Consider the following 24,037-nt stretch of genomic DNA (forward strand, 5'->3'; position numbering starts at 1 on the left):
CGAACCGGGCCGCGCCGGTGGCGACAATGCGCCGCATGACACTCACTGGCGACCAGCACCTTGTCAAACGCATCAACCGGATGGCGCTGGTGCGCCTGCTGCGCGAGGAGCCCGGGCTGTCGCGGGCCGATCTGTCGACGCACAGCGGGCTGACCAAGTCGACCATCAGCATCCTCGCGAAGGAGTTGATCGACGAGGGCTGGCTGCTCGAAGAAGAGGCGCAGCACACCGGCAGCCTCGGGCGGCGGCCGAAGCCGCTGCGGCTGAACAGCCAGCGGCTGGCGCTGATCGGTGCCGAGCTCGGCATCGACGCGATCCAGACCGCAGCCGTCACGATCAACGGCGAGGTGATCGAATCGCAGCGCACGCCGCTGCGCTCGCTGGAGCCGCAGCAGGCTTGCCACCAGCTGATCGAGCAGGTGCTGGCGCTCGCGGCCGAGGTGAAGGAGCGCCACTACCGGCTGATGGGCATCGGTGTCGGCCTGCCCGGCGCGGTCGACGAGCAGGCGGGCGTGCTGAAGTTCGCACCGAACATCGGCTGGCGCGACGTGGAGCTGGGCCGGCGGCTGTCGGGCGAGGCGGCGGCGGCGGGGCTGGCCGACGTGCCGATCTACTACCAGAACGAGGCCGACCTGGCGGCGATCGGCGAGTTCGAGTTCGGCGAGGGGCCGGCCGACGACCCGCTGATCTTCCTGAGCTGCGGCATCGGGGTAGGCGCCGGCATCGTGCTGAACGACCGGCTCTTCAGCGGCGCGAGCGGCCTGGCCGGCGAGGTCGGGCACACGATCCTGCAGATGGGCGGGCCGATGTGCTCCTGCGGCCGGCGCGGCTGTGCCGAGGCCTTGATCGGCGCACGGAACATCGCGACGTCGGAAGACGCGGCGCGTGCCGGGGGCTACCTCGGCGTGCTGATCCAGAACGTGTGGATGACCTTCAACCCGACGGTGATCGTGCTCGGCGGCGAGACGGTCGAGCGCGGTGCCGAGTTCCTCGACCCCGCGCTGTCGGCGGTGCAGCAGTTCGCGACCGAGGCCGGCATCGCGGCGCCGCAGATCCGCATCGCGCGGTACGGCTCATTGGCGACGGCGGTGGGCGGAGCGGCTTACGTGTTGCACTGCATGCTGCGCCCGATCTACGGCTAGCCAATCCGGGACGCCGTCGTTCAAGCGTGCAGCTTGTCCCAATACGACGCCGCTTTTCCGACCCAGCTGCAATAGTGCGGATCGTTCAGCGCATAGAACGGGATGCCGCGCGAGACGAATTTCTCGACCTCGTGGCCCAGTGAGCGGTCCCCGGCCGGCAGGCGCTCGACTTCGACCTCCAGCGCATGCAGCGCGATCGCACGCTGCATCGGGTTCGGTGCCATCAGCTGGCGGCGCAGCGTCTGCGAGTCGACGACAGAGGTTTCCAGGTCCATTCAAGACTCCAACAACATTCGGAAGAGGTTCGTGCAAGTTCGGCCGTTTTGCAGCCGGCTTGAGGAACCCCGGGGGCCCAAGTGCGCAGAAGTCTTCCATGTGCGCCGGTTACGTGACCGTGTTGCGGGTAACAGCGTGTTGAAGCCCGCTCGGGTGCGACGCAGTTCACGGTCCGGCATCCCCAACCTGGGGGATGGGCGCACTGTCACGCGTCCGATGTATCGTCGCGCCCTCGCAGTAACCAACGGCTTTTCCGAAGTGACCACCTCCCGCCTTCGCCTTGCTGCCCTCGCCGGGCTGATTTCGCTCCTTCCGCTGTTCGCCACGACCGCCTCGGCGCAGGTGCGCGGCATCGGCGCTTCGTTCCCGTCGAAGGTCTACGAGCGCTGGGCCAGGACCTACGAGCAGCAGACCGCCGGCGCCGCCGTCAGCTACAAGGCCACCGGATCCGGCGACGGCGTGAAGCAGATCAGCGCGCGCGCCGTCGACTTCGGCGGCAGCGACACGCCGCTGCCCGCCGACGAGCTGACGAAGCGCAAGCTGGTGCAGGTGCCGATGCTGATCGGCGGCATCGTGCCGGTGGTGAAGCTGCCGGGCATCGGCGCGAACAAGCTGCAGCTGTCCGGCGATGTGCTGGCCGATGTCATGGCCGCGCGCATCGCGAAGTGGAACGATCCGCGCATCGCGGCGCAGAACCCGGGTGTCGCGCTGCCGGCGCTGCGCATCCAGCGCATCGTGCGCGCCGATCGTTCCGGCACCACCGAAGGCTTCACCCGCTACCTGTCGGAGGTGTCGCCGGCCTTCAAGGCCGAGATCGGCGCGGGCCAGGCACCGAAGTGGCCGGGCCAGGTCGTCACCGCCGAAGGCAACGACGGGATGGTGAAGGCGCTCGCGGAGACCGACGGCGGCATCGCCTACGTCAGCTACGACCGCGTCGTGAAGGACGAGCTCGCGGGGGTGCGGCTGGTCAACGGCTCGGGTGTCGCGGTGGCGGCATCGGAAGCGGGCTTTCGTGCGGCGATCCTCGACAGCGACGTCTCGCGCGCCGGCAACGACCTGGCGTCGCTGATGAACCGCCCGGCCAGCGGCGCGTGGCCGATCACGCAGACGAGCTTCGTGCTGTTCGACGCCGAACCGGCCGATGCCGAGCGCGCTGCGCAGGGCATGCGTTTCCTCTACTGGTGCCTGATGCACGGCGACGACCTGACGCGCGGCACCGGCTTCGCGCCGCTGCCGGTGAACCTGCAGGCGCGGCTGACGGCGCGCTTCGCGGGGGTGCGGGCGAAGGACGGGCGGGCGCCTCAGTACATGAATTTCTGATCTTCGTTGGTTCTTCGGTGCGTCGCGGCGGGTGAGGGGATGGGCTGGGCCGGGGGCTCATGCCGGGACGGTCGGCCCTGGCGGGCCGACTCCACTGCGAAGATCGGCTTTGGGGATGGCGGGCGCAGCCCGCTTCGTGGACTGACTCATCGGCACTGTCTGACCACAGCGAACGAAGTGAGCGGCGGGAGTTTCGGCGACGGGCCATGAAGCCAGTCAGCGGAGGGAAGTCATCGGCCCCGCCAGGGGCCGATGACCGCCCCCGACGGCGCGCCACAGCCTCCCCACCCGCGCCTTTGCACGCTCAGACGCCGCCCAGCTTCAATATACCTCTGGCACGATCATCTGCTCCGGCACCGGCTGCCGGAAATAGTCGTCGTGCCGCACCCGCTGCGGCAACTCGATCGGCGCATGTTCGACCTCGCGGTACGGCAGCTGCCCCAGCAAATGCGCGATGCAGTTCAGCCGCGCCTTCTTCTTGTCGACCGCCTGCACCACCCACCACGGCGCCTCCGGGATGTGGGTGCGCTCCAGCATGATCTCCTTGGCCTTGGTGTAGTCCTCCCAGCGGCGGCGCGACTCCAGGTCCATCGGGCTCAGCTTCCACTGCTTCAGCGGGTCGTGGATTCGGCCGAGGAAACGCAGGTGCTGCTCCTCGTCGGTGATCGAGAACCAGTACTTCAGCAGCACGATGCCCGAACGCACCAGCATCTTCTCGAACTCGGGCACGGTGCGGAAGAACTCCTCGTACTCGTCGTCGGTGCAGAACCCCATCACCCGCTCGACGCCGGCGCGGTTGTACCAGCTGCGGTCGAACAGCACGATCTCGCCGGCCGCTGGCAGGTGCGTCGCATAGCGCTGGAAATACCACTGCGTGCGCTCGCGATCGTTGGGCGCCGGCAGCGCCGCGACGCGGCACACGCGCGGGTTCAGCCGCTGCGTGATGCGCTTGATGACGCCGCCCTTGCCGGCCGCATCGCGCCCCTCGAACAGGATCACCACCTTCTGGCGCGTGCCGACCACCCAGTCCTGCAGCTTCACCAGCTCGCCCTGCAGCCGGAACAGCTCGCGGAAGTAACTGCGGCGCGCTTCGCGGTCCGACGGCGTGCCGTCGGGGTCGCGGTCCTCGATCTCCAGCTCGAGCTCCTCGTCGTAGCTGTCCATCAGGTCGCGGTGGATGCGCTGCATCCACTCGTCTTGCTCGGGGTTCACGCTCATGGTGTGTACGGCAGGTTGGAAGGAGACACAGGTGCCCGACGGTGCAACAGCCCGATGACGGGATCGTGACAGCCGGCTGTCATCCGGCCGTCACGACACCGTCCGACGATCCGGCCATGAACACGACCACCGCCGGAACCCTGCCGCCCTCGTCGCGCCCCAAGCTGGACAGCAAGCCCGGACCGCTGACGGCGATCCTGTTCGTCGGCCTGCTCGCCGCCGGGCTGCTGTTCACCGGCTACAGCCTCGTTGGCGACATCAGCGAGGCCGGCACGCCCGCCACCACCTGGGTGCCGTTCCTGCTGCTGGGCGTGGCGCTGCTGATCGCGCTCGGCTTCGAGTTCGTCAACGGCTTCCACGACACCGCGAACGCGGTCGCGACCGTGATCTACACCCATTCGATGCCGCCGAACATCGCCGTCGTCTGGTCGGGCTTCTTCAACTTCCTCGGCGTGCTGGTGTCCAGCGGCGCGGTGGCCTTCGGCATCATCTCGCTGCTGCCGGTCGAGCTGATCCTGCAGGTCGGCTCGGGCGCCGGCTTCGCGATGGTGTTCGCGCTGCTGATCGCCGCCATCGTCTGGAACCTCGGCACCTGGTGGCTCGGGCTGCCGGCCTCGTCGTCGCACACGCTGATCGGCTCGATCATCGGCGTCGGCATCGCGAACGCGCTGATGCACGGCCGCGACGGCACCAGCGGCGTCGACTGGGCGCAGGCCACCAAGGTCGGCTACTCGCTGCTGCTGTCGCCGCTGGTCGGCTTCGGCTGCGCGGCGCTGCTGCTGGTCGCGCTGCGCGCCTTCGTGAAAAACCGGGCGCTCTACGAAGAGCCGAAAGGCAACCAACCGCCGCCGTGGTGGATCCGCGGCCTGCTGGTGCTGACCTGCACCGGCGTGTCGTTCGCGCACGGCTCGAACGACGGCCAGAAAGGCATGGGGCTGATCATGCTGATCCTGGTCGGCACGGTGCCGATGGCCTACGCGCTGAACCGCGCGATGCCGGTCGACCAGGTGACGCAGTTCGCCGCGATGGCACAGGCCACGCAGACCTCGCTGCAGCGCGGCGCCCCCGCCGCGGCATCGGCCGACCCGCGCAAGACGCTGTCCGACTACGTGCGCACCAAGGCACTGACCCCCGACGTGGTGCCGGCGCTCGCCGCGATGGCCGGCCGCATCGGCCAGCAGGTGAAGCAGCACGGCTCGCTGGCCCGCGTGCCGGTCGACGCGGTCGCGAACGTGCGTAACGACATGTATCTCGCTTCGGAGGCGATCCGCTTCCTCGACAAGGCCGACGGCACCGGCATCGATGCCGATGCGCGCGCCAACCTGAAGGCCTTCAAGAAGCAGATCGACGACGCGACGAAGTTCATCCCGCTGTGGGTGAAGGTGGCCGTCGCGATCGCGCTGGGGCTGGGCACGATGGTCGGCTGGAAGCGCATCGTGGTCACCGTCGGCGAGAAGATCGGCAAGACCCATCTGACCTATGCGCAAGGGGCGTCGGCCGAGCTGGTCGCGATGATGACGATCGGGGCGGCCGACGTCTACGGCCTGCCGGTCTCGACCACGCACGTGCTGTCGTCCGGCGTGGCCGGCACGATGGCCGCCAACCGCTCGGGGTTGCAGATGTCGACCATCCGCAACCTGCTGATGGCGTGGGTGCTGACGCTGCCGGCGGCGATCCTGCTGTCGGGGTCGCTGTACTGGCTGTTCACGCACCTGTTCTGACGGGGCGCGCGCGTGGACGACACACCCCCGTTCGGGCGTGTGGGGTCCCGCGTTTCGCCCGAATGGGTGGTTTGCCTCCTGCGCGCTCAGCGCATACGATGCGCGCTTGCTTGAGCGTCGATGAGGCCTCCCCTGCGATGAATCCTGTTCTGCACACTGGCGCCGAATCCACGGCCGCTGCCGTGTCCGCCCACCCGAAGGTCCTGATCGTCGACGACCACGCGCTGCTGCGCGTCGGCATCGTCACCAGCCTGTCGGCCATCGAGGGCACGCCGCTCGAGCTGATCGAGGCGAGCACGCTGCACGACGCGATCGAGGCCTACCGTGCCCACCCCGACACCACGCTGGTGCTGCTCGACCTGAACATGCCCGACTGCAAGGGGCTGCAGGGCCTGAAGCAGTTCCTCGAAACCTTTCCGCAGGCGCGCGTTGCCGTCATCAGCGGCACGCAGGATGAATTCGTGATCGGCCAGGTGCGCGCGCTCGGCGCCGTCGGCTACGTCACCAAGGGCCAGGCGCCGGGCTCGATGTGCGACATCGTGCTCTCGCTGCTGTCGGCCGCGCCCGGCGGCGCCAACGGCCATGGCGCCCACCACGGCGCCAGCGGGCGCTTCCCGCGCTTCCCGAGCTCGTCCAGCTACGACCGCGTCGCCGAACTCGGCCCGCGCCATCTCGAGATCCTCGAACTGGTGCTGTCCGGCTGCTCCAACCAGGAGATCAGCACCGCCACCGGCCTGTCGCTCGGCACCATCAAGAACTACGTGTCGACGATCCTGCTCGCGCTCGACGTCAAGTCGCGCTCGCACCTGATCAGCCTGTTCCGCTGAGTGTTCCGTTGAACAGTCCGGTGAACACGCGGCCGCCCGTGGTGTTCCGCATCGCGCCTTCGGCCGCCCACGACGCGCACGACGAAGGCCAGGAACGCCGCCGCGAGCGCACCGCCGCGTCGCAGGTGGAGCGCTTGTTCCGGCAGGCCTACCGGTCGATCGCGGGGGCATTCGCGGTCGCGCTGCTCGGCTGGGGCGTGTTCGCGCTGCTGACCGACGAGCCCCGCGTGCTGTGGTGGTCGGCTGCGATGCACAGCGTGCAGGGGTTGCAGCTGCTGCTGGCCTGGCGATTCCGGCGCCAGGGCCGCGCCGCGCTCGCCGAGCCGCAGCAGTGGTTGCGGCGCTACCTGGTCGTGCTGGCGCTGTCGTCCACCGTGTGGGGCGCTGCCGCCTGGTGGCTGCTGCCGAGCACCAACTGGACGGCGACCTCGTGGCTGGTCGGCGTGCTGCTCGCGGTGGCCGCCGCCGGCGCGCACCTCGCGACGCCGTACCGGCCGGCCATCTACTGCTGGCTGCTGCCGGTGCTGCTCCCGCTGGTCGCGGTTCTGCTGCACGAGGGGCTGCCGCTGTCGCTGACGCTCGGCTCGCTGGTGGCGGTGTCGGGCCTGGTGATCGGCGTGTTCGCGCTGTCGCGCCACCGGCTGCTGATGCGCGAACTGCAGACCAAGCTCGACAACGACGCGCTGGTGCGCGCGCTGCGCCAGCAGGTGTTCCTGGTGGAGCGGGCGAACCGCGAGAAGAGCCGCTTCCTGGCGTCGGCCAGCCACGACCTGCGACAGCCGATGCATGCGCTCGGCCTGTTCGCCGCGACGCTGCAGAAGCAGCTCGGCAGCTCGCCTCTGCAGCCGATGGTGACGAACATGATCCGCTCGATCGACGCGCTGGAGCAGAGCTTCACGTCGATGCTCGACATCTCGAAGCTGGACGCCGGCGTGATCGAGCCGAACCTGCAGTCGTTCCCGATCCGCGACCTGTTCCGGGTACTGCACATGCACTGCAGCGGGCAGGCCGAGGAGCTCGGCTTGTCGCTGCGCTTCAAGCCGGGCGGCAAGATCGTCACCAGCGACCCGCACCTGCTGGAGCGGGTGCTGAGCAACCTGATCCACAACGCGATCCGCTACACGAACGAAGGCGGCCTGGTGGTGGTGGCACGCAACCGGCGGCAGCACGTGAGCATCGAGGTGTGGGACACCGGCATCGGCATGGCCGAGGACGAGCTGCCGAAGGTCTTCGACGAGTTCTACCAGGTCGGCAACCCGGGGCGCGACCGCACGCGCGGGCTGGGCATGGGACTGGCCATCGTCAAGCGGCTGGTGGTGCTGATGGGACACCGGCTGGAGGTAGCATCGACGCCGGGCCGCGGAACGGTGTTCCGCATCCTGATCAAGCAGACCGAGCTGGTCGAGATGGACAACATGGTGATCGCCGCCGACACCGTGCCGGCCGAGGTGGATGCGAACCGCACGGTGCTGCTGATCGACGACGAGGAGATCATCCGCGAGGGCATGCGCGAGCTGCTGCAGACCTGGGGCTACCACGTGCTGACGGCCGGCACCATCCTCGAAGCCTGCACCGAGGTGCGCCGCCACGCCGGCGTGATCGACGTCGTGGTGTCGGACCTGCGGCTCGCGAACGACGAGGACGGCATCGCGGCGATCGAGCGGGTGCGCGAGTTCTACGGCGCGCCGCTGCCGGCGCTGCTGATCACCGGCGATACGTCGCCGGAGCAGGTGAAGCGGGTGCACGACAGCGGGCACCAGGTGTTGTTCAAGCCGGTGCGGACAAGGGAGTTGTATGCGGTGTTGAGGGCGGTGCCTTGACAAACTGAACCAAACGGCGACGCAAGGCCACTCAGGCAAGCCTCGACCACACTGGAGCCCGCCATGGAAACGAAGCTCACCGCCGTTGCGACTGGCCATCGGAGGCAAATCGTCAGCGAGCCGCTCAAGACCAAGCTCGGCGGGATGGGCAGTCGCCGGCGCCGCGCCGATGCCAGGAGCGCAGCCACGAGCGAAGTCCAACGCCACGGTCTGGTTCGCCTCGATTTCTCGCGCCGAACGCTGACCTCGGACGAACTCGCGCAGGCCATCGGAGACCTGACGACCCATCACGTTCAGAGCCTGAACTTCGGCGCAACGCAGCTCGACGAGGACAAGGTCCGGCGGATTGCCAAGGCATTGCTGACGAACACGTCGCTTGCCGAACTGAACCTGTTCAACTGTGGCCTCGACTCGACAGCAGTCGATCTCCTGGCCGCTGCGCTGCGCAGCCATGCCACGCTGCGGTCGCTGACGCTCGGTTGCGCCAACGCAGCTGCATCTGGCGGATCTCTTGCAGCACTCGTGAACGCCAACCGCGGCCTGCGGTGGCTTGATCTCTCATGGTCCGGCCTCGACGGGGCGGCCCTGTGCACGATCTTCAACGCGCTGCCTGAAAACACCGGCCTGGACATGATCCGGCTGCGGGGGCTGAGTATTCCGACGGAGGCAGTATCCGCGTTGTCGGCTGCGCTGCGCCGTGCTGTCGGCTCGCTCGCCGCGATCGATCTGTCGGGCTGCAGCATCGATGAATGCGACGTGGAGCGATTGGCAGACAGCGTGGCCGAGAGTGGACTGTGGGCCATCGAACTGAAGGGAATTCCCATGCCCGCGTCGCAGCGCGCACGGCTTGACAGGGTCCTGTCGGCGAACCGCGGTCGCTCCGCGGCCGCGGGTGGCCTGTCGAAATGCCTGGCTGCCGAGCGGCACCTGCCCCTGGATCTCTGCGCAGAAATCCTGCGGCGTATTCCTCTCGATGCCGAAGGACTCGGGACCTTGAGAAATCTGCGCGCATGGGCAGGTACCTCCGAGCAGGTCAATCCTGGGTCTGCTGATTGAATATCACATCCGTCAACCGTCCAAAGGCGACAGGCTCGTCATGGGTGTCGACCACACGCATCAACTTCCGGAATGCCGATTCGAGTTCGTCCGTGACCTCGATGGACAGCCAGATGACGACTCTCCCTGCCGTTTCCTGGTCTTCGCCGACCATATGGAGCATTCCGTTGAGCGCGCGCCCTATTGCCGCCCTGGTGAAGGGCTTGCGAAAGGCGATCTGATCGAGGTCCGTTTTCAGAGTCTTCAATTCCTCCCGGAGGCTGGTGGCGCTGCCCGCGTCGACAGCGTCCGCAAGACGGACCATGGAGCCGAAGAAGCTGGTTGCCACCTGACGCCGGCAGTCCGGGTCCGCAATTTCCATCGCATCAATGACGGCATCGCGAAACCGCACCGCCAGGGGTTCCAGCAACTCCCGCCTCTCCTCGATAGAAGCCTGCTTCAACGGCAGCTTTTTCACAGCCTCCTGGAGGTCCGCCCTTGCGGCAAGGATCATCGAGCGTGTCGGCTGAACGGCCTGTTGCTCGTATTCATGTGCCGCAATCCGGGGTGCGATCTCGTCCAGTGTCTTGTTGACGGCGTTCTCGTCATCCGAACGCAGCCCCTGCAGGGTCTTCTCCAACGACCTATCGGATTGCCCGATGTCGCAAAAGTCCTCCAACAGCTCGATGCGGTCTTTCTCTTCTTTCATCGGGGCATCGAGCAACTGCAGCAGCCCCTGCCTCACCTGACTACGCTCGAACTGATTCGAATCACTGAGCTGACCGAGTGCCTCATTGAAGGGAGTGCTGTCCTCCCGCAAGGCGCCCGAATGCATCCACCACTGGCGCACGAAGTGCCCGCGCACCTCGCCCTCATGACAGGCGCCGGTCCACGACTGCCAGAGATCGTTCACGGTGTCATAGGGGGACTCGATTTCTGAAGTGGACGCTTCCTGCATCAGCTTCTTCAATGCCATGTCCAACTGCTGCTCGACATAGCGCAAACCGCTGCCCTCGTTCTTCACATCAGAGAGGGCCTGCTTCATGTCCTGGACGGTCATGCCCTGCTTGATTCGACGCAGGCTCGTGATGACCTCCCCGAGACGGGCAATGTCATGCGACGGCTTGGTGGTCTCCTCGCGATGCTCGTCGTCCGGTGCGAAGATGGCATCCAGGTCGCGCTGATGAGTTTTCAGCAGCGCGCGGCAATGCGAGGCAAATTCCTTGTTTCCGCTTGATTCCGCATGTCGTACGAGCTCGTTCCTGAGCATATTCACTGCTTTTCGCAACCGGGCCGGTCGCGAAGGGGTGACCGCATTCGCCATCGTGTGCTCGACCGTCTCCAGCAAGTCCTCCAGGATCTGTGCCTCCTGACCGGGAACAATGAATTCGACGTCGGGACGAGCGTCGTCACTTTGCTCGAAGAACCTCAGCACTCTCTTGGCCGACGGTGAATGACGCTCGAACGTCGCCAGCTTCACTTCTTCGTCAAAGCTCACTTGCTGTCCTTGCTTGCGCGCGGAGCCGGGCTTGCGCAGGATGCTCGAGCCAGGCTCCTGCCCGTTCCATGGTTCGGGCAGAGACGCGCGCTTGGCGTGAACTCGTTGCTCATACATGTCGCTCCTGAGCTGAATCGGCGTCGTCGACACCTTTTTCTTGCGGACGCCATCCTCGTGCGGCGCCTGCAGTGGAACGGTTCCACGATCCTGAAAAACGATCCCACGATCCCTGGAAGAGGGTGCCTTCATAGACTGCTCCAACAATGACGGCGTCCCGGGGAGACATTCCCCAGGTCGCATCAGTGGCGCGGCATCGGTTGCAGTTCCATGGCAAGTCGGTTCGTCAGGTCGTGTCCACGCACGAATACCGGCGAAACGTGGCGGGCGGTGACCAACGGTCTGAGACGTCTTCACCGCCGCGCTTCAACGCCGTGTCAATCGCGCTGTGACAGCTTGGCGATCTGGTGAGCGACCTCGGCGATCAGTGGCCGGAATTCCGCCGAGAGCCGATTCAGGTCACCACCGAGCATGGCCCACTGGTCGATCAACGCCTCCAGGGCATTTCCCACGGCGACCGACGATCCCATCCCTTCGCAGAGCGAGTCCAGCGCAACGTAAGCCCGCTCGGCGGCCACGTCGAACTTGCGCTCGCTGAGCAGGTAGGTACTGGCGAGGACATTGGTGACGACGATCTCAAGGGTCTCGACCTGCCAGTACTCCCGCAGCATGCCCGGGTCGGCCATGTGATCCGCGATCAGGCCGAGTTCGTCCTTCACCACATCGGCCTCACCGCGCAGAGCAGCCTTGGTCAGCACGCCACGGAACAGGGCAATCAGCGCCAGCCTGCGCGAAGTCCCTGCCCAATCCAACCCATGGCATCTCCCGGCAACCGCCAGCACGCGGCCGGAGACATTCGATATCAGCGCCGACAAGGCCCTGGCTCGCGCCGACTTCAATGGCAGCTTGCCGATCGCTTCAGTCCGCGCACAGGCGTCGCTCAAGAGCTGCAAGGCTTCCTGCTCCAACGCAGAAGGTTGAGCCAGCGCCTGCGACAGACGTGGCGGCGGAGCAAACGAGACGAGGTGTTCGTCCGGTGCGAACCCGACCTTCTTCATGGGCCCGGATTTCTGCTCGGGCCTGGCCTTCTTTCCGGGCCTGAGCCCAGGCGCTTCGCCGGCGTCCTCCGGGTGAAGCGCTGCCCGCTTGAGGCCGATACCGGCCATCAACTTCACCTTCTTGACCTTCTTTCTCACCTTGGGCGGCCTCGTGATCTCTTCAAGCTTCCTGCTGAGTGATCCGGCCACATGGCCTGAGTGCGGGCCTTTACCTCCACCAATGCGATCGCTGTTCTTCTTCAAAGCAGACTTCCCGTCATTGAACAGCCACCTCTGTAACAGCGAGCGTCGGAAAGTTCACGCGCCACGCGCCCCCCTAGAACACCCACCGACTCACCTTGGTCACTTTGTGGCCGCCCCCCTGCCTCCTAGCATCGCCTCGCGATTGCGCTCACGCGCGGCCCGCGGCATGCGCGGGCCGGCATGCACCGAAAGGCATAGGTTGTGTTGATTCCTTCAGTTCGTGCGGGCTGCGTGGCGATGGCGTGCGCCCTGCTGCTGGCCACCGCGGCCCAGGCCCAGTCGGCCGCCACGGCCGACGGCCTCGCCCCCGCCAACACGCAAGCCCGCGACGCGCTCGCGCGCCAGCGCGACGCCGAAAGCCTGTTCTCCGTCAGCGCCGAAGGCAAGGCGCTCTACGAACGCGACGTCGTCAAGCTCGACGGCTACGGCTACTGCGGCCGCTCGATCGCGCTCGCCGAACAGGGCGAGTTCCGCCAGAGCATCCGCGCCGCCAGCAAGGCGCTGCACCTCGGCCAGGCCGACGACAACGACGACTTGAAGTCGCTGGCGCAGCGCGACCTGGCGATCGCCTACAACTACGCCGGCCTGCTCGACGAGGCCGAGCGCTTCGCCAACGGCTCGCTCGCGCTGACGCCGAAGAATCCGCAGCAGGCCCACGCGCCGTCGCTGAAGGTGCTCGGCGACATCGCGGTGCGCCGCGCCCGCTACGGCGACGCGGCCGGCTACTACGGCCGCAGCATCGCGCTCGCGAGCGACCGCTTCCGCCCGCTGGTGCAGGTGTCGCTCGCCAACGCCTACACCGCCGCCGGCCGCGCGCCCGAGGCGCTGAAGCAGCTCGACCAGGTGCCGGTGCGCGAGGCCGACAAGCTCGGCCCGTTCTACAAGCGCAGCCGCGCCAACGCGCTGCTCGGCAGCGCGCAGCCGAACGAGGCGCTGCTGCTGTTCAAGCAGGTGCTCGCCGACCCCGGCACCGGCGACGCCGCCTACCACCGGCTGTGGGCCTCCGAAGGCATCGCGCGCGTCGAGGTCGCGCGCGGCGACAAGGCGGCCGCGCTCACGTCCTACCTCGACACCGTGCAGCAGGCCGAACGGCTGCGCAGCAAATTCACCAGCGAAGAATTCAAGACCGGCCTGTTCGGCGACATCCAGCAGGTGTTCGACGCCGCGCTGAACCTGAGCCTGGACGCGCGCAACTACGAAGCGGCGTGGACGCTGTCCGAAGCCTCGCGCTCGCGCCAGCTGCTCGACTCGATCCGCGACCGGGCGAGCGACACGCTGGCGCAGGAACGGGTGTCGCTGGCCGAACTGCAGCGCTCGCTCGGTGCCGGCGATGCAGTGCTGCAGTTTCACGTGCTCGCCGACCGCAGCATCGTCTGGCTGGTCACCCGCAGCGGGCTGTCGGCCGCGGTGATCCCGCAAGGCCAGGCCTCGCTTGCGAAGCAGGTCGACGGCTTCCGCAGCAGCGTCATCGAACGCCGCCGCGACACCACTGCGCTCGCACAACAGCTCTACAAGTCGCTGCTGTCGGGCGTCGACCTCGGCCAGACGGACGACAAAAGCACCCGCCGCCTGTTCGTCGTGCCGCACGGCCCGCTGCACTACCTGCCATTCCAGGCGCTGCACGACGGCCGCGGCTTCCTGGTCGAGCGCAGCGCGCTGGCGGTGTGGCCGTCGGCGGCGGTCGGCTCGAAGCTGCTGGCACGCGGCAATGCGCAGGCCTCGTCGCTGCTCGGCTTCGGCAACCCGGCCACCGACCGCGACGTGCCGCCGCTGCCGGGCGCCGAACGCGAGGTGCAGAAGGTGGCCCGGCAGTTCGGCCGCAGCGAGGTCTTCGTGCAGCAAGAGGCCACCAAGCAGCGCTTCAAGGAAGGCGCCGCGTCGGCCAGCGTCGTGCACATCGCCGCGCACGCCGAGCTCGACGAGGTCGACCCGCTGTTCTCGCGCGTGCTGCTGGCGTCCACGCCGAGCGAGCCCGGGCTGCTGGAAGCGCGCGACATCTACAACCTGAAGCTCGACGGCGTGCGGCTGATGACGCTGTCGGCCTGCGAGAGCGGGCTCGGCAAGGTCGCGCGCGGCGACGAGATCGTCGGCTTCACGCACTCGATCCTGTCGGCCGGCGCGAACAGCATCGTCGCGTCGCTGTGGCCGGTGGCCGACGAATCCACCGACCTGCTGATGACGCGGCTGTACCGCGAACTGGCAGGCGGCCGCGACCTGATGGGCGCAATGCAGCAGGCCGAGCTGGAGGTGCAGAAGAACCGCCGCTTCGCGCACCCGTTCTTCTGGGCCCCGTTCAACGTGATCGGCAACGGCCGCCTGCAGGTCTTCAATGCGGTGGCCGCGCGATGAGAAGCAGCATGACCCAACTTCCCCTTCGCTCGCTGCCGATGGCGCTGGCCCTGGCCTTCCCGCTGGTGGCGCACGGCCAGGCCGGAGCCCCGGCGCTGCGCAATGCGCCGCAGCCGGCCGACGCCGCCTCTGCGCCGCGCGCCGCCGCGAAGCCCGTCGTCAGGTTCACGATCAGCTCGGTGCGCTTCACGCCCACCAGGGCGGTGCCCGAGGCCGAGCTGCAGCAGGTCGTCCAGCCCTGGTTGAACCGCGAGATCGCCGCCACCGACCTGGCGGTGGTCGCGGTCGCGCTGCGCCGTTTCTACGAGGAGCGCGGCTACGGCCTGGTCGGTGTCGGCTTCCCGACGCAGGACCTGGCGCAGGGCGTGCTGCAGATCGCGATCGTCGAGCCGCGCATCGCCCGCGTGACGGTCGAGAGCCCCGACAAGCCGCCGATCTCGCCGCAGAAGATCAGCGCGGTGCTGGCACGCAACGGCATCGCGAAGGACGAGCCGCTCGACGTGCTGGCGCTCGACCGCGCGATGTACACGCTGAACGACTGGCCCGGCGTCGGCGCCAAGTCGACGCTGCTGCCGACCGGCGACGAAGGCCGCTACACGATCGCGGTGCAGACCGAGGCGCGCCGCGGCTGGGATGCAAGCGTCGATGCCGACAACTACGGCTCCGAGGTCAGCGGCAGGTACCGCGCCGGCGCGCTGCTGCGCTGGAACAACCCGACCGGCTCGGGTGACAACCTCGACCTGCGCGCGTCGGTCTCCAGCGGCAAGGGCACGCTGGTCGGCCGGCTCGGCTACGAGGTCCCGCTCGGCGCGAGCGCGTGGCGGCTCGGCGCCGGCATCTCGCGCGTCGAGTACGAACTCGGCCAGGACTTCGCCGGTGCCGGCGCGGTCGGCTCGGCCAACGTCGCCGACGTGTCGCTGTCGTACCCCTTCATCCGCACCCGCGACCGCAACCTGGTCGGCCGCTTTGCGGTCACGAGCAAGAAGCTGGTCGACGAGTTCGGCGACACCACCGAGAAGAAGATCCGCGGCGGCGAGTTCGGCCTGTCGTTCGAGAACCGCGACGCCTTTGCCGGCGGCGGCTTCACCGGCGGCAACCTCTCGCTGCAGTTCGGCAAGCTCGACATCGAGAGCGCGTATTACCGCGATTACGACAGCGGCCTCGGCGACCGCGCGACGCAGGGCAGCTTCCGCAAGCTCGGCGTGCAGGTCAACCGCTTGCAGGCCATCGTGCCGCGCGTCTCGCTGTTCGTCGGCCTGGTCGGCCAGTTCGCCAGCAAGAACCTCGACAACGCCGAGAAGATGACGCTCGGCGGCGCGCGCGGCGTGCGCGCCTACCCGTCGGCCGAAGGCTCGTCGGACGAGGCCGCGGTGCTGAACGCCGAGCTGCGGCTGTGGATCGACCCGCAGTGGACGACTTTCGTGTTCCACGACGCCGGCCACGGCAAGCGCTTCAAGCGCCCGGATGCCGACGGCCGGCCGAACACGCTGAACCTGCACGGCTCGGGCCTGGGCGTGCAGTACACCAACGCCGAGCTCTTCACGCTGAAGGCCGCAGTCGCGCGGCGCGGCGACGAGCCCGTCACCTCCGAAGCCGACGACAAGCGCACCCGCTTCCTGGTCGAGCTGCAGCACGGCTTTTGAGTACGCCACCGAGGATCCCGCCATGGCAACCCGCAATCGCTCTCTCGTGTCGTCCCTGGGGTCATCCCATGCGTTCCAGCCGCGCCTGCTGCCGGTCGCGCTGGCCGCGGCCCTCGCGCTCGGCGGCACCGCCATCGCCGCGCCGCCGGTCACGCAGCTGCCGGTCGTCAGGCCCGGTGGCGCGCAGATCAACGCCACCGTCGGCACCGCCACCGGCGGCGCGAACCCGACGCTCGCGGTCACGCAGAACGCCAGCGCCGCCAACCGCGCGCTGGTCGAGTGGGAGAGCTTCAGCGTCGGCAGCAGCGCGAAAGTCACCTTCACGCAGCCGAACTCGCAGAGCATCCTGATCAACCGCGTGACCGGCAATGCCAACGGCATCCCGGCCAGCGAGATCTACGGCGGCATCAGCGCCAACGGCCGGGTCTTCCTCGTCAACCCGACCGGCATCGTGTTCGGATCGAACGCGCAGGTGAACGTCGGCTCGCTGGTCGCGACCACGCTCGACCTGTCTGCCAGCATGACGGCCAACAACTACGCCGGCTTCGTCAACGGCAGCGGCGGCATCGACTTCGAGACCACCGTGGCGCCGGCCGGCGGGCGCAGCGTGCAGGTGCTCGAGGCCGTGAACCCGCTGGTGCCGCAGATCCAGGCCGGCGACGGTGGCTCGATCCTGCTGATCGGGCGCGACGGCGTCGAGCAGTCGGGCACCATCAGTGCGCCGCGCGGCTCGATCACGCTGACCTCGAGCGGGGCCGCGACGCTGGCGCCGGTCACCACCAGCGGTTTCATCGAGATCGCGGTCGACACGCCGGCCCAGCGCAGCAGCGGCGTGCTGCTGGGCACCGGCTCGCAGACGCTGGCCAGCGGCGGTGCGATCCGCATCGGCGCGGCCGCCGAAGAAGGCGGCACGCGCAGCGAGACGATCACGATCCAGGGCGTGGTCAGCACCGACAGCACGACCGGCGCGGGCGGCACCATCGACATCGATGCCGGCAGCGATGCGGCGTCGAAACTGGTCCTGAGCGGCGATGCGGTGCTCGGCGCCAGCAGCACGGTCGGCCGGGGCGGGCGCATCACGCTGGGCGGGCGCGACATCGCGCTGGACAACACGGGCAAGGTCTCGGTGGCCGCCGATGGCGCGACCGGCGGCGGCAGCATCGCGATGGGCGACACCGACACCGGCTCGCTGGTGATCGCCAGCAACGCCGTCGTCAGCGCCGATGCCACCGGCTCCGGCGATGGCGGATCGATCGCGATGCAGGCGATGCTGAACCGCATGGTGTCGGCCTCGCCGACCGGCCTGCCGCGCGTCGAATTCGGCGTGCTCGAGATGTACGGCACGCTGCATGCGCGCGGCGGCGTCAATGGCGGCAACGGCGGCAGCATCGAGACCTCGGGCCTCGCGATGACGGCCAGCCTGGCCGACAGCACCTCGGGCACGCTGATCGGCCGCGGCACGGTCGACGCGGGCCCGCGTGCGGCGGGCGGCCAGGCCGGCACCTGGGTGCTGGACCCGTTCGACGTGACGATCTCGACCAGCGGAGCCACCACCACCGACGGCTTGTTCACCCCGACGGGTCCGGGCGCCAACATCCGCGCGGACAACCTCTCGGCCGCACTCGACAGCGGCACCAGCGTGGAAGTCTCGACCGGCTCCGGCAACAACGGCAGCGCGGCCGGCACCATCACGCTGGCCGACAACACCGCCATCGTGCGCAGCGCGGGCACCGTCGCGACCGTCCTGACGCTGCGGGCGCACGACAGCATCGCGATCGGCACCGGCAGCTCGATCGCCGTGAAGGGCGCCGGCCCGCTGGACGTCAACCTGCTGAGCGACCTGGACGGCAACGGCGGCGGCAACATCAGCCTCAACGGCGCGGCGATCGCGACCGGTGGCGGCAACCTGCTGTTGAGCGGCGGCGGGGCGCCGGGCACCGGGTTCGCACACGGCAACGGGCAGATCGCCGGCGTCGACATCAACAACAGCAGCATCGACACGCGCGGCACGACCGGTGCCGGCAACGTGACCCTCCGCGGCGCCGGCGGCCCGGGCACGTTCGAATCCGGTGTCGCGATGTTCGGCACCGACATCGCCGCGAACGACATCACCGTGCTCGGCACCGCGGGTGCCGGCTCGGGCGTGCAGATCAGCGGCGCCACGCTGACCACCGCGGCCGGCACGGTCGACCTGCGCGGCATCGCGACCCGGATCTCGACTGCAGGCGAGCCGACGATCGGGCTGGACATCGGCTCGCTGGACATCTCGGCCGGCACGGGCTCGGTACGGCTGGCCGGACGTGCCGACGATGCCGGCTTCACGCCGACCGCGATCAACCCGGCGGTCGGGCTGCGCTACAGCACGCTGTCGATCGCCGGCGCTGCCGGCTCGACCGGCACGATCACGCTGGCCGGCCAGGCGGCGAATGCGAGCGGCGGCATCGGCGTCCAGTACAACGTCGGCGACAGCGGCGGCCTGCACATCGACAGCGGCCCGAGCAGCGCCACGCCGCTTCCGACCGGCGCCAACGTGGTGATCGGCGGCGAAAGCGCCGGCGGCACCGCGCTCGACCTCGGCGCCTCGTTCAACCCGTTCGTGCGCACGACCGGGTCTGTGAACTTCCGGCCGCTAGGGGTCGATGCGAACGGCGGGCTGACCGAGCAGACCGGCATCGCGATCCGCATCGGCGCCGCCAACGCCGGCGGGATCCCGGGCAACGAGTTTCGTGTCGACCCGACCTGGCTGCAGCCGGCCGGCGACGTCGATGGCGGCGTGACGGCGGCCAAGGGCATCGTCGTCGGCTCGGCCGGCCACGTCGGACTGATCACGCTGGATGGCGGCGTGCTGGCGAACCACGAGAGCGTTTCGCTGACGCTGCAGAACCAGGGCAACGCCGCGGCCGGCATCGTGCTGGGCGGGCAGAACACGATCGGCACGCTCGGGCTGATGAGCAGCGGCACCGTCACGCAGACCGGTGCGATCGCCGTGCAGACGCTGGTGATCCAGGGCAGCGGCGGCAACAACGTGACGCTGACGAACGCGCAGAACCAGATCGGCACGCTGGCCTTCGATCCGCCCGGTTCGTTGTCGCTGGTGACCGGCGGCAACCTGGTGGTCGATGCAGCGAGCGCGGCATCGTTCGATGCCGCCGGTGGCTTCTCGACGCTCGCGATCGCCGACAGCCAGGGCGGTGCGGCGGCGCTGCTGCAGGCGGCCGGCACCATCACGCTGAACCGTTCGATCTCGATGGACAACGAGATCGGCCGGCTCGACCTCGTGTCGCCGACGCAGGTGGTCTTCGGCACCGGTGCGACGCTGTCGGCCGGCGCGCGCTGGAGCGTGTGGGCCCCGACGGTGACCGGCCTGGCGGCCGACTCCGGCGCGATCCGCTACTACGGCTGCGCGTTCGGCGACACCGGGACGTGTTCGGTGTCGGGCATTGCATTGCCGCAGACCGGCCGGCAGGTGCTGTCGCCGACGCAGCCGACGCTCACCGTGACGGCGACGGCGGCCAACGGGCCGGGCGGTGCGATCCCGCCGTTGACGTACACGGTGACCGGCCTGGTCAATGGCGACACCGCGGCGACCGCGTTGACCGGCACGCTCGCGACGACGGCGACGCCGACCAGCCCCGAGGGCAGCTACGCGATCACGCAGGGCTCGCTGGCGTCGCCGACCGGCTACGCGATCACGTTCCAGGGCGCGAACCTGGTGCTTGGCGCGGCAGCAGTGCCGATCGGCAACCTGGACATCCTCGGCGTGACGCGCGAGGCGCTGCAGTCGCGCTTCCAGTCGCAGTTCGAGTCGGGCGTGTATGGGCGGAACCTGGCGCAGCCCTACATCTGCACGGCAGCTTCACTGATTCGCGGGTTGTCGGCGGATGACAAGCAGGCGGATCCGCTGGCGGCCGAATGGGGGAAGGTGCGGAACCAGCCGCAGTTGTCGGGGTGCCTGGACGTCAGCGACGGAGGGTCTTGTTCGGCGTTCTGATTCTTTCGTGCGTCGCGGCGGGTCCCACCACAGCCTCCCCGCACGCGCCTTTGCCGCTCAGAAAGAACTCACACAGGCACTTTCTTCAGCAGCGCCAGAGCAGCAGCATTCTTCGGCTCCAGCTTCAGGCACCGCTGCAACGCTTCCCGCGCCGCCTTCGGGTCGCTCGCCTGCAGCGCCTGCGCCTTCTTCAGCAGCGTGTCAGCCAGCGCACGGCGCGCCGCAGCATCGCGCGGCGACGCGTCGACCCGCTTCTGCAGCATGCCGATCGCCTCGTCGTATTCGCCCTGGCCGGCCAGCATCACCGCATGCTCCAGCTCGATCGACTGCTCGCTCGGCGCGATCCGCGCACCCGGCTTGCGCGTCAACGTCAGCCGCGACGGCTGGCCCAGGTAGTCGCGCTTGTTGCGCGCGCGCTCGATGCCGCGCAACCCATCCGCCGCCTCGGCCTGCTCCGGCTGCAAGGCCAGCACGCCCAGGAACGATTGCTCCGCCGAATCGAGGTCGCCCTTCTTCAGCTCGGCCCGCCCCCGCTGCAGCCGCTCGGTCGCCAGCAGGTCGGCACGGTGCCGCGCGTCGGCCAGGCGCTCGCGGTACTGCGCAGGCCGCAGCGTCGCAAGCACCTCCCAGGCCTGCACCGCCTCGCCCCACTGGCCCTGGCGCTCCAGCGCCACCGCCTGGTCGCGCTGGCGCGCCTCGAACTCGGACACCGGGTCAGAGCGTGCGCCGGTACCCGCATCGGGCGTGCCCCCCGGGTTCCCGGTGGGCACGCCCGCACAGGCGGCCAGCAGCAGCGCGACAGCGGCCAGCGTCGTGAATCGAAAAACGAAAGCGTGCGTCATGACGAAGGCGTGAAGCTGCGAACGGTCTGCAACTTGGACTTGAAGGCCTCCAGGTCGTGGCTGCCGTAGATCATCGTCCGGCGCAGCATCAGCGGCTGCGCCCACGCCGGGTTGCCGCCCGGCGTCACGGTGCCGGCCAGCCGGTAGCGGTTGCGCGCCAGCGCCTCCAGCACCACCTCGTTGACGTCGCCGAACGGGTAGGCATACGTCAGCACCTCGTTCGACAAGCGCTTCTCGATCACGTCGCGCGGCACCTTCGTCTCGGCATCCATGCGCTTCGCATAGGCGGCATCGTTTTCACCAGCGGCCCGCTCGATCAGGTTGGAGTGGGTCTTCGAGTGCGACTGGATGTCGATCAGCCCCGACGCGGTCATCTCCTGCATCTGCGGCCAGGTGAGCGCATCGCCGGCACCGACGAAATCGGTGTACAGGAACACCGTCGCCGGGAAGCCATGCTTCTTCAGCAGCGGGTAGGCATGGCGGTAGTACGACGCATAGCCGTCGTCGAAGGTCAGCACCACCGACCGCTTCGGCAGCGGCTGCCGGCCCTCGAGGAAACCGATCAGGTCCTTCAGGCGAATCACCTTGTAGTTGTTGGCCGCCAGCCAGTCGAGCTGCTGCTCGAAGCCCGACGCCGACACCGTCATCTTGCCGCTGCCCTGGCCCACCCGGTGGTAGCAGAGGATCGGGATCGTCTGGTACTGGCCGCTGCGCACGCCCATCGGGTTCAGCGGCTTCAGCGGCACGACCACCGGCTGGCCGCTGCGCGCCTGCGGCATGCCGGGATTGGCATCGGCCACCTCCCAGTCGCGCGCCGCACTGCCGAGGAAGCGCTGCGCGATCGACGCATAGCTGTCGTCGCCCTGCGGCACGTAGATCAACAGGCGGTCGCTGCGCGCGAGCACGCCGTCCTTGTCGGCACTGCTCGGGGCGACGGTGGCCGTGCCGCCATCACCGCGCGGCGGGGTCTGGCAGGCGGCCAGCGCCAGCACGCAGGCCACGCTCGCCACCAGGGTCAGCGCGCGGCGCTGAAGTGCTTGCATCGACGGCTCCCTCAAGAAGGCTTCTTCGGATCGGCGGCCGGTGGCCGCCTCAGCGGCGCCATCGTGTTGGCGAAGCTGGCGGCCACGCGCTGCGTGTCGGCCGCGGTGTCCTGCGTCGGCACGTAGCGCTCCTGCAAGGCCTGCGCCATCGCGTCGAACTCCTTGTAGAGCTGGCCGAATTCATCGGTGCGCTCCTCGCGGATGCGGTGCTCGAACTGACCCTTCGCGATCTCGCGCATCGAATCGCCCACCAGCTTGATCGGCCGCGCAAACCAGTTCGCGACGAAGTACATCGCCACCGCCACCGCCAGCACCGTGACGATCACCAGCACGATCATCAGCGTCAGGCTCAGCCGCGCCACCTGCGCGAGCGGCTTCTCCGGCACGCCCAGCGCGACCCGCCCGACCGCCTTGCCCTGGAAGGTCATCGGCGCCTCGAACAGCAGCACGTTGTCGTTGTCGTCGAGCACGCGCGTCACGCTGACGCCCCCGGCCCGCGTGCCCAGCAGTTCGCCGTTGCGCGCCTTGTACGGCTGGCCGACGCTCGCGGCGTCGCTCGACGCCCGCACGACGCCGGCCCGGTCGACCACGGTGACGCTCGTGAAATCGCGCGTCTTCATGACCTCGCCGACCGACACCTCGACCGCCACCCATTCGTCGGCCAGCGCCGACACCGCGTTCTGCGCCGCGATGAAGCGGCTCAGCGACGCGCCGTAGTCGGTCACCTGGCCCATCATCGCGGCGCTCTGCTGCCGGTTGACGACCGCGCCGGTCACCGCCATCACCGCGAACACGATGGCGCCCATCATCAGCGCCCACTTCACGCGCAGCGGCAGGATGCGGGGCTTTTCCTTCTCGCGCGCGTCGTCTTCGGCATCGCGCATCGCCAGGCTGATCGCCGCGGCCAGTTCCTGGCCGGTCTGGAAGCGGCGCTCCGGCTGCTTGGCCAGGCAGCGCTCGACGATGCGGCGCACGCCCGGCGGCAGGTTGGGACGCAGCTTCTCGATCGGCGTCGGCTCCTCGGTGGCGATCTTCATCGCCAGCGCGACGATGCTGTCGCCCTGGAACGGCGGCGCGCCGCTGAGCATCTGGTACAGGATGATGCCGACCGAGAACAGGTCGGAACGGCCGTCGACCTTGGAGCCCTTGGTCTGCTCCGGCGACATGTACTGCGGCGTGCCGAGCACGTCGCCGACCCGCGTCTGGTGGGTGGACGACGCACCGCCCGCCACGTGCGCAATGCCGAAGTCGGTCACCTTCACGGTGCTGGTGCCCTTCAGCACCATGATGTTCGACGGCTTGATGTCGCGGTGCACGATGCCCTTGCCATGCGCGTAGTCGAGCGCCTTGGCCAGCTGCAGCACGATCACCAGCGTGTCGCGGATCGGCATCGGGCCCGAACGCGCCATCAGCTCGTTCATCGGCTCGCCTTCGATCAGCTCCATCGCCATGTACGGCCGGCCTTCGATCTCGCCCACGTCGTGCACGGTGACGATGTTCGGGTGCGACAGCATGCCGGCGGCGCGCGCTTCGCGCAGGAAGCGGGCGCGGTATTCCTCTTCCTCGCAGTACGCGGCATGCAGGAACTTGATCGCGATCGTGCGGTCGATGCCGGGGTCGTGCGCCCGGTAGACGCTCGCCATGCCGCCGCGCCCGATGCGTTCGGTGATCTGGTAGCGGCCGACCTGGCGCGGCGCCGCCGGGCTGGCGGCAGCCGGCGCCGCGCGGCGCGCGGACTCACTTCCGAGCGCAGCGGCCGGCAGCGTGTCGGCCGACGCATTGGCCGCGGCCGCGTTCAGCGGCGCGGTGCGGATGCTGGCGCTGGAATGGGTGATGACGCGCGTGGTCTCGTCGTCTTCGAACGGGCGTTCCGGATAGTCGTCTTCAGGCATGGCACGGCACAGTGCCTGCGCCAACCGAAACTCTCAATGAACGAAAGTCATTTCGCCACCCA

The 24,037-nt window shown here is 68.7% G+C and carries 16 protein-coding genes; 9 read left to right on the forward strand and 7 right to left on the reverse strand.

Annotated elements, in window-relative coordinates:
* The first annotated feature begins 35 nt into the window (after positions 1-35).
* Positions 36-1,142 (forward strand): ROK family transcriptional regulator, encoded by a 1,107-nt coding sequence (locus FHT26_RS03650; RefSeq protein ID WP_168558828.1) that lies wholly within the window; start codon positions 36-38, stop codon positions 1,140-1,142.
* Between the two features lie 20 nt (positions 1,143-1,162).
* Here FHT26_RS03650 and FHT26_RS03655 read toward each other — a convergent pair whose 3' ends face one another.
* Positions 1,163-1,417 carry a hypothetical protein gene (locus FHT26_RS03655; RefSeq protein WP_168558829.1) on the reverse strand — a complete coding sequence of 85 codons (255 nt, stop codon included), beginning with the start codon at positions 1,415-1,417 and terminating at the stop codon, positions 1,163-1,165.
* Positions 1,418-1,676: 259 nt separating this feature from the next.
* Between FHT26_RS03655 and pstS the strand changes: the two genes are divergently transcribed.
* Entirely contained in the window at positions 1,677-2,738 is a 1,062-nt protein-coding gene (gene pstS / locus FHT26_RS03660) for a phosphate ABC transporter substrate-binding protein PstS (RefSeq protein WP_168558830.1), read from the forward strand.
* Between the two features lie 321 nt (positions 2,739-3,059).
* On the opposite strand, the gene ppk2 is transcribed toward pstS, so the two are convergent.
* A complete protein-coding gene (gene ppk2 / locus FHT26_RS03665; RefSeq protein WP_168558831.1) occupies positions 3,060-3,956 on the reverse strand; it encodes a polyphosphate kinase 2 in 897 nt (298 codons plus the stop codon).
* A 116-nt stretch (positions 3,957-4,072) separates the two neighbouring features.
* Here ppk2 and FHT26_RS03670 point away from each other — a divergent pair, with 116 nt between their 5' ends.
* The 4 genes from FHT26_RS03670 to FHT26_RS03685 all read left to right on the forward strand — a co-directional run bounded on the left by FHT26_RS03670 (position 4,073) and on the right by FHT26_RS03685 (position 9,380).
* Positions 4,073-5,677: an inorganic phosphate transporter gene (locus FHT26_RS03670; protein ID WP_168558832.1), complete on the forward strand. Its 1,605-nt coding sequence runs from the start codon at positions 4,073-4,075 to the stop codon at positions 5,675-5,677.
* A 182-nt stretch (positions 5,678-5,859) separates the two neighbouring features.
* The gene (locus FHT26_RS03675) at positions 5,860-6,504 is read left to right on the forward strand and encodes a response regulator transcription factor (RefSeq protein ID WP_056810136.1); all 645 of its coding nucleotides are present in this window, start codon (positions 5,860-5,862) and stop codon (positions 6,502-6,504) included.
* Between the two features lie 8 nt (positions 6,505-6,512).
* Positions 6,513-8,324, forward strand: a complete 1,812-nt coding sequence (locus FHT26_RS03680) for a hybrid sensor histidine kinase/response regulator (protein WP_168558833.1) — start codon at positions 6,513-6,515, stop codon at positions 8,322-8,324.
* Positions 8,325-8,387: 63 nt separating this feature from the next.
* Positions 8,388-9,380, forward strand: coding sequence for a leucine-rich repeat domain-containing protein (locus FHT26_RS03685; protein WP_168558834.1), 993 nt, complete (start codon positions 8,388-8,390; stop codon positions 9,378-9,380).
* Here FHT26_RS03685 and FHT26_RS03690 read toward each other — a convergent pair.
* A complete protein-coding gene (locus tag FHT26_RS03690) occupies positions 9,358-11,106 on the reverse strand; it encodes a hypothetical protein (protein ID WP_168558835.1) in 1,749 nt (582 codons plus the stop codon). The two genes, FHT26_RS03685 and FHT26_RS03690, sit on opposite strands and share 23 nt — an antisense overlap.
* 185 nt (positions 11,107-11,291) lie before the next feature.
* Positions 11,292-12,215, reverse strand: a complete 924-nt coding sequence (locus tag FHT26_RS03695; protein WP_168558836.1) for a hypothetical protein — start codon at positions 12,213-12,215, stop codon at positions 11,292-11,294.
* Positions 12,216-12,452: 237 nt separating this feature from the next.
* Between FHT26_RS03695 and FHT26_RS03700 the strand changes: the two genes are divergently transcribed.
* Genes FHT26_RS03700 through FHT26_RS03710 form a run of 3 tightly spaced genes read left to right on the forward strand, consistent with a single transcriptional unit; the run spans position 12,453 to position 20,198 of the window.
* Positions 12,453-14,564 (forward strand): CHAT domain-containing protein, encoded by a 2,112-nt coding sequence (locus FHT26_RS03700; RefSeq protein WP_168558837.1) that lies wholly within the window; start codon positions 12,453-12,455, stop codon positions 14,562-14,564.
* Between the two features lie 8 nt (positions 14,565-14,572).
* Positions 14,573-16,207, forward strand: a complete 1,635-nt coding sequence (locus FHT26_RS03705) for a ShlB/FhaC/HecB family hemolysin secretion/activation protein (RefSeq protein ID WP_168558838.1) — start codon at positions 14,573-14,575, stop codon at positions 16,205-16,207.
* Positions 16,208-16,229: 22 nt separating this feature from the next.
* Positions 16,230-20,198, forward strand: coding sequence for a beta strand repeat-containing protein (locus tag FHT26_RS03710; protein WP_168558839.1), 3,969 nt, complete (start codon positions 16,230-16,232; stop codon positions 20,196-20,198).
* A 68-nt stretch (positions 20,199-20,266) separates the two neighbouring features.
* On the opposite strand, the gene FHT26_RS03715 is transcribed toward FHT26_RS03710, so the two are convergent.
* The 3 genes from FHT26_RS03715 to FHT26_RS03725 are packed head-to-tail and all read right to left on the reverse strand — an operon-like array spanning position 20,267 to position 23,975.
* Entirely contained in the window at positions 20,267-21,040 is a 774-nt protein-coding gene (locus FHT26_RS03715; RefSeq protein WP_168558840.1) for a tetratricopeptide repeat protein, read from the reverse strand.
* On the reverse strand, positions 21,037-22,083 hold the full coding sequence (locus FHT26_RS03720; RefSeq protein WP_168558841.1) for a polysaccharide deacetylase family protein: 1,047 nt from the start codon (positions 22,081-22,083) through the stop codon (positions 21,037-21,039). The genes FHT26_RS03715 and FHT26_RS03720 overlap by 4 nt, the downstream gene beginning before the upstream one ends.
* Positions 22,084-22,094: 11 nt before the next feature.
* A complete protein-coding gene (locus FHT26_RS03725) occupies positions 22,095-23,975 on the reverse strand; it encodes a protein kinase domain-containing protein (RefSeq protein ID WP_168558842.1) in 1,881 nt (626 codons plus the stop codon).
* Between the last annotated feature and the right edge of the window lie 62 nt (positions 23,976-24,037).

Source organism: Rhizobacter sp. SG703 (assembly GCF_012275445.1).
Classification (GTDB): Bacteria; Pseudomonadota; Gammaproteobacteria; order Burkholderiales; family Burkholderiaceae_C; genus Rhizobacter.

Bases quoted from the DNA above. Each gene is read 5' to 3' on its own strand.
- FHT26_RS03650 (WP_168558828.1), top strand. From the start codon at position 36: ATGACACTCACTGGCGACCAGCACCTTGTCAAACGCATCAACCGGATG.
- FHT26_RS03655 (WP_168558829.1), bottom strand. From the start codon at position 1,417: ATGGACCTGGAAACCTCTGTCGTCGACTCGCAGACGCTGCGCCGCCAG.
- ppk2 (WP_168558831.1), bottom strand. From the start codon at position 3,956: ATGAGCGTGAACCCCGAGCAAGACGAGTGGATGCAGCGCATCCACCGC.
- FHT26_RS03670 (WP_168558832.1), top strand. From the start codon at position 4,073: ATGAACACGACCACCGCCGGAACCCTGCCGCCCTCGTCGCGCCCCAAG.
- FHT26_RS03685 (WP_168558834.1), top strand. From the start codon at position 8,388: ATGGAAACGAAGCTCACCGCCGTTGCGACTGGCCATCGGAGGCAAATC.
- FHT26_RS03690 (WP_168558835.1), bottom strand. From the start codon at position 11,106: ATGAAGGCACCCTCTTCCAGGGATCGTGGGATCGTTTTTCAGGATCGT.
- FHT26_RS03700 (WP_168558837.1), top strand. From the start codon at position 12,453: ATGGCGTGCGCCCTGCTGCTGGCCACCGCGGCCCAGGCCCAGTCGGCC.
- FHT26_RS03705 (WP_168558838.1), top strand. From the start codon at position 14,573: ATGACCCAACTTCCCCTTCGCTCGCTGCCGATGGCGCTGGCCCTGGCC.
- FHT26_RS03710 (WP_168558839.1), top strand. From the start codon at position 16,230: ATGGCAACCCGCAATCGCTCTCTCGTGTCGTCCCTGGGGTCATCCCAT.
- FHT26_RS03715 (WP_168558840.1), bottom strand. From the start codon at position 21,040: ATGACGCACGCTTTCGTTTTTCGATTCACGACGCTGGCCGCTGTCGCG.
- FHT26_RS03720 (WP_168558841.1), bottom strand. From the start codon at position 22,083: ATGCAAGCACTTCAGCGCCGCGCGCTGACCCTGGTGGCGAGCGTGGCC.
- FHT26_RS03725 (WP_168558842.1), bottom strand. From the start codon at position 23,975: ATGCCTGAAGACGACTATCCGGAACGCCCGTTCGAAGACGACGAGACC.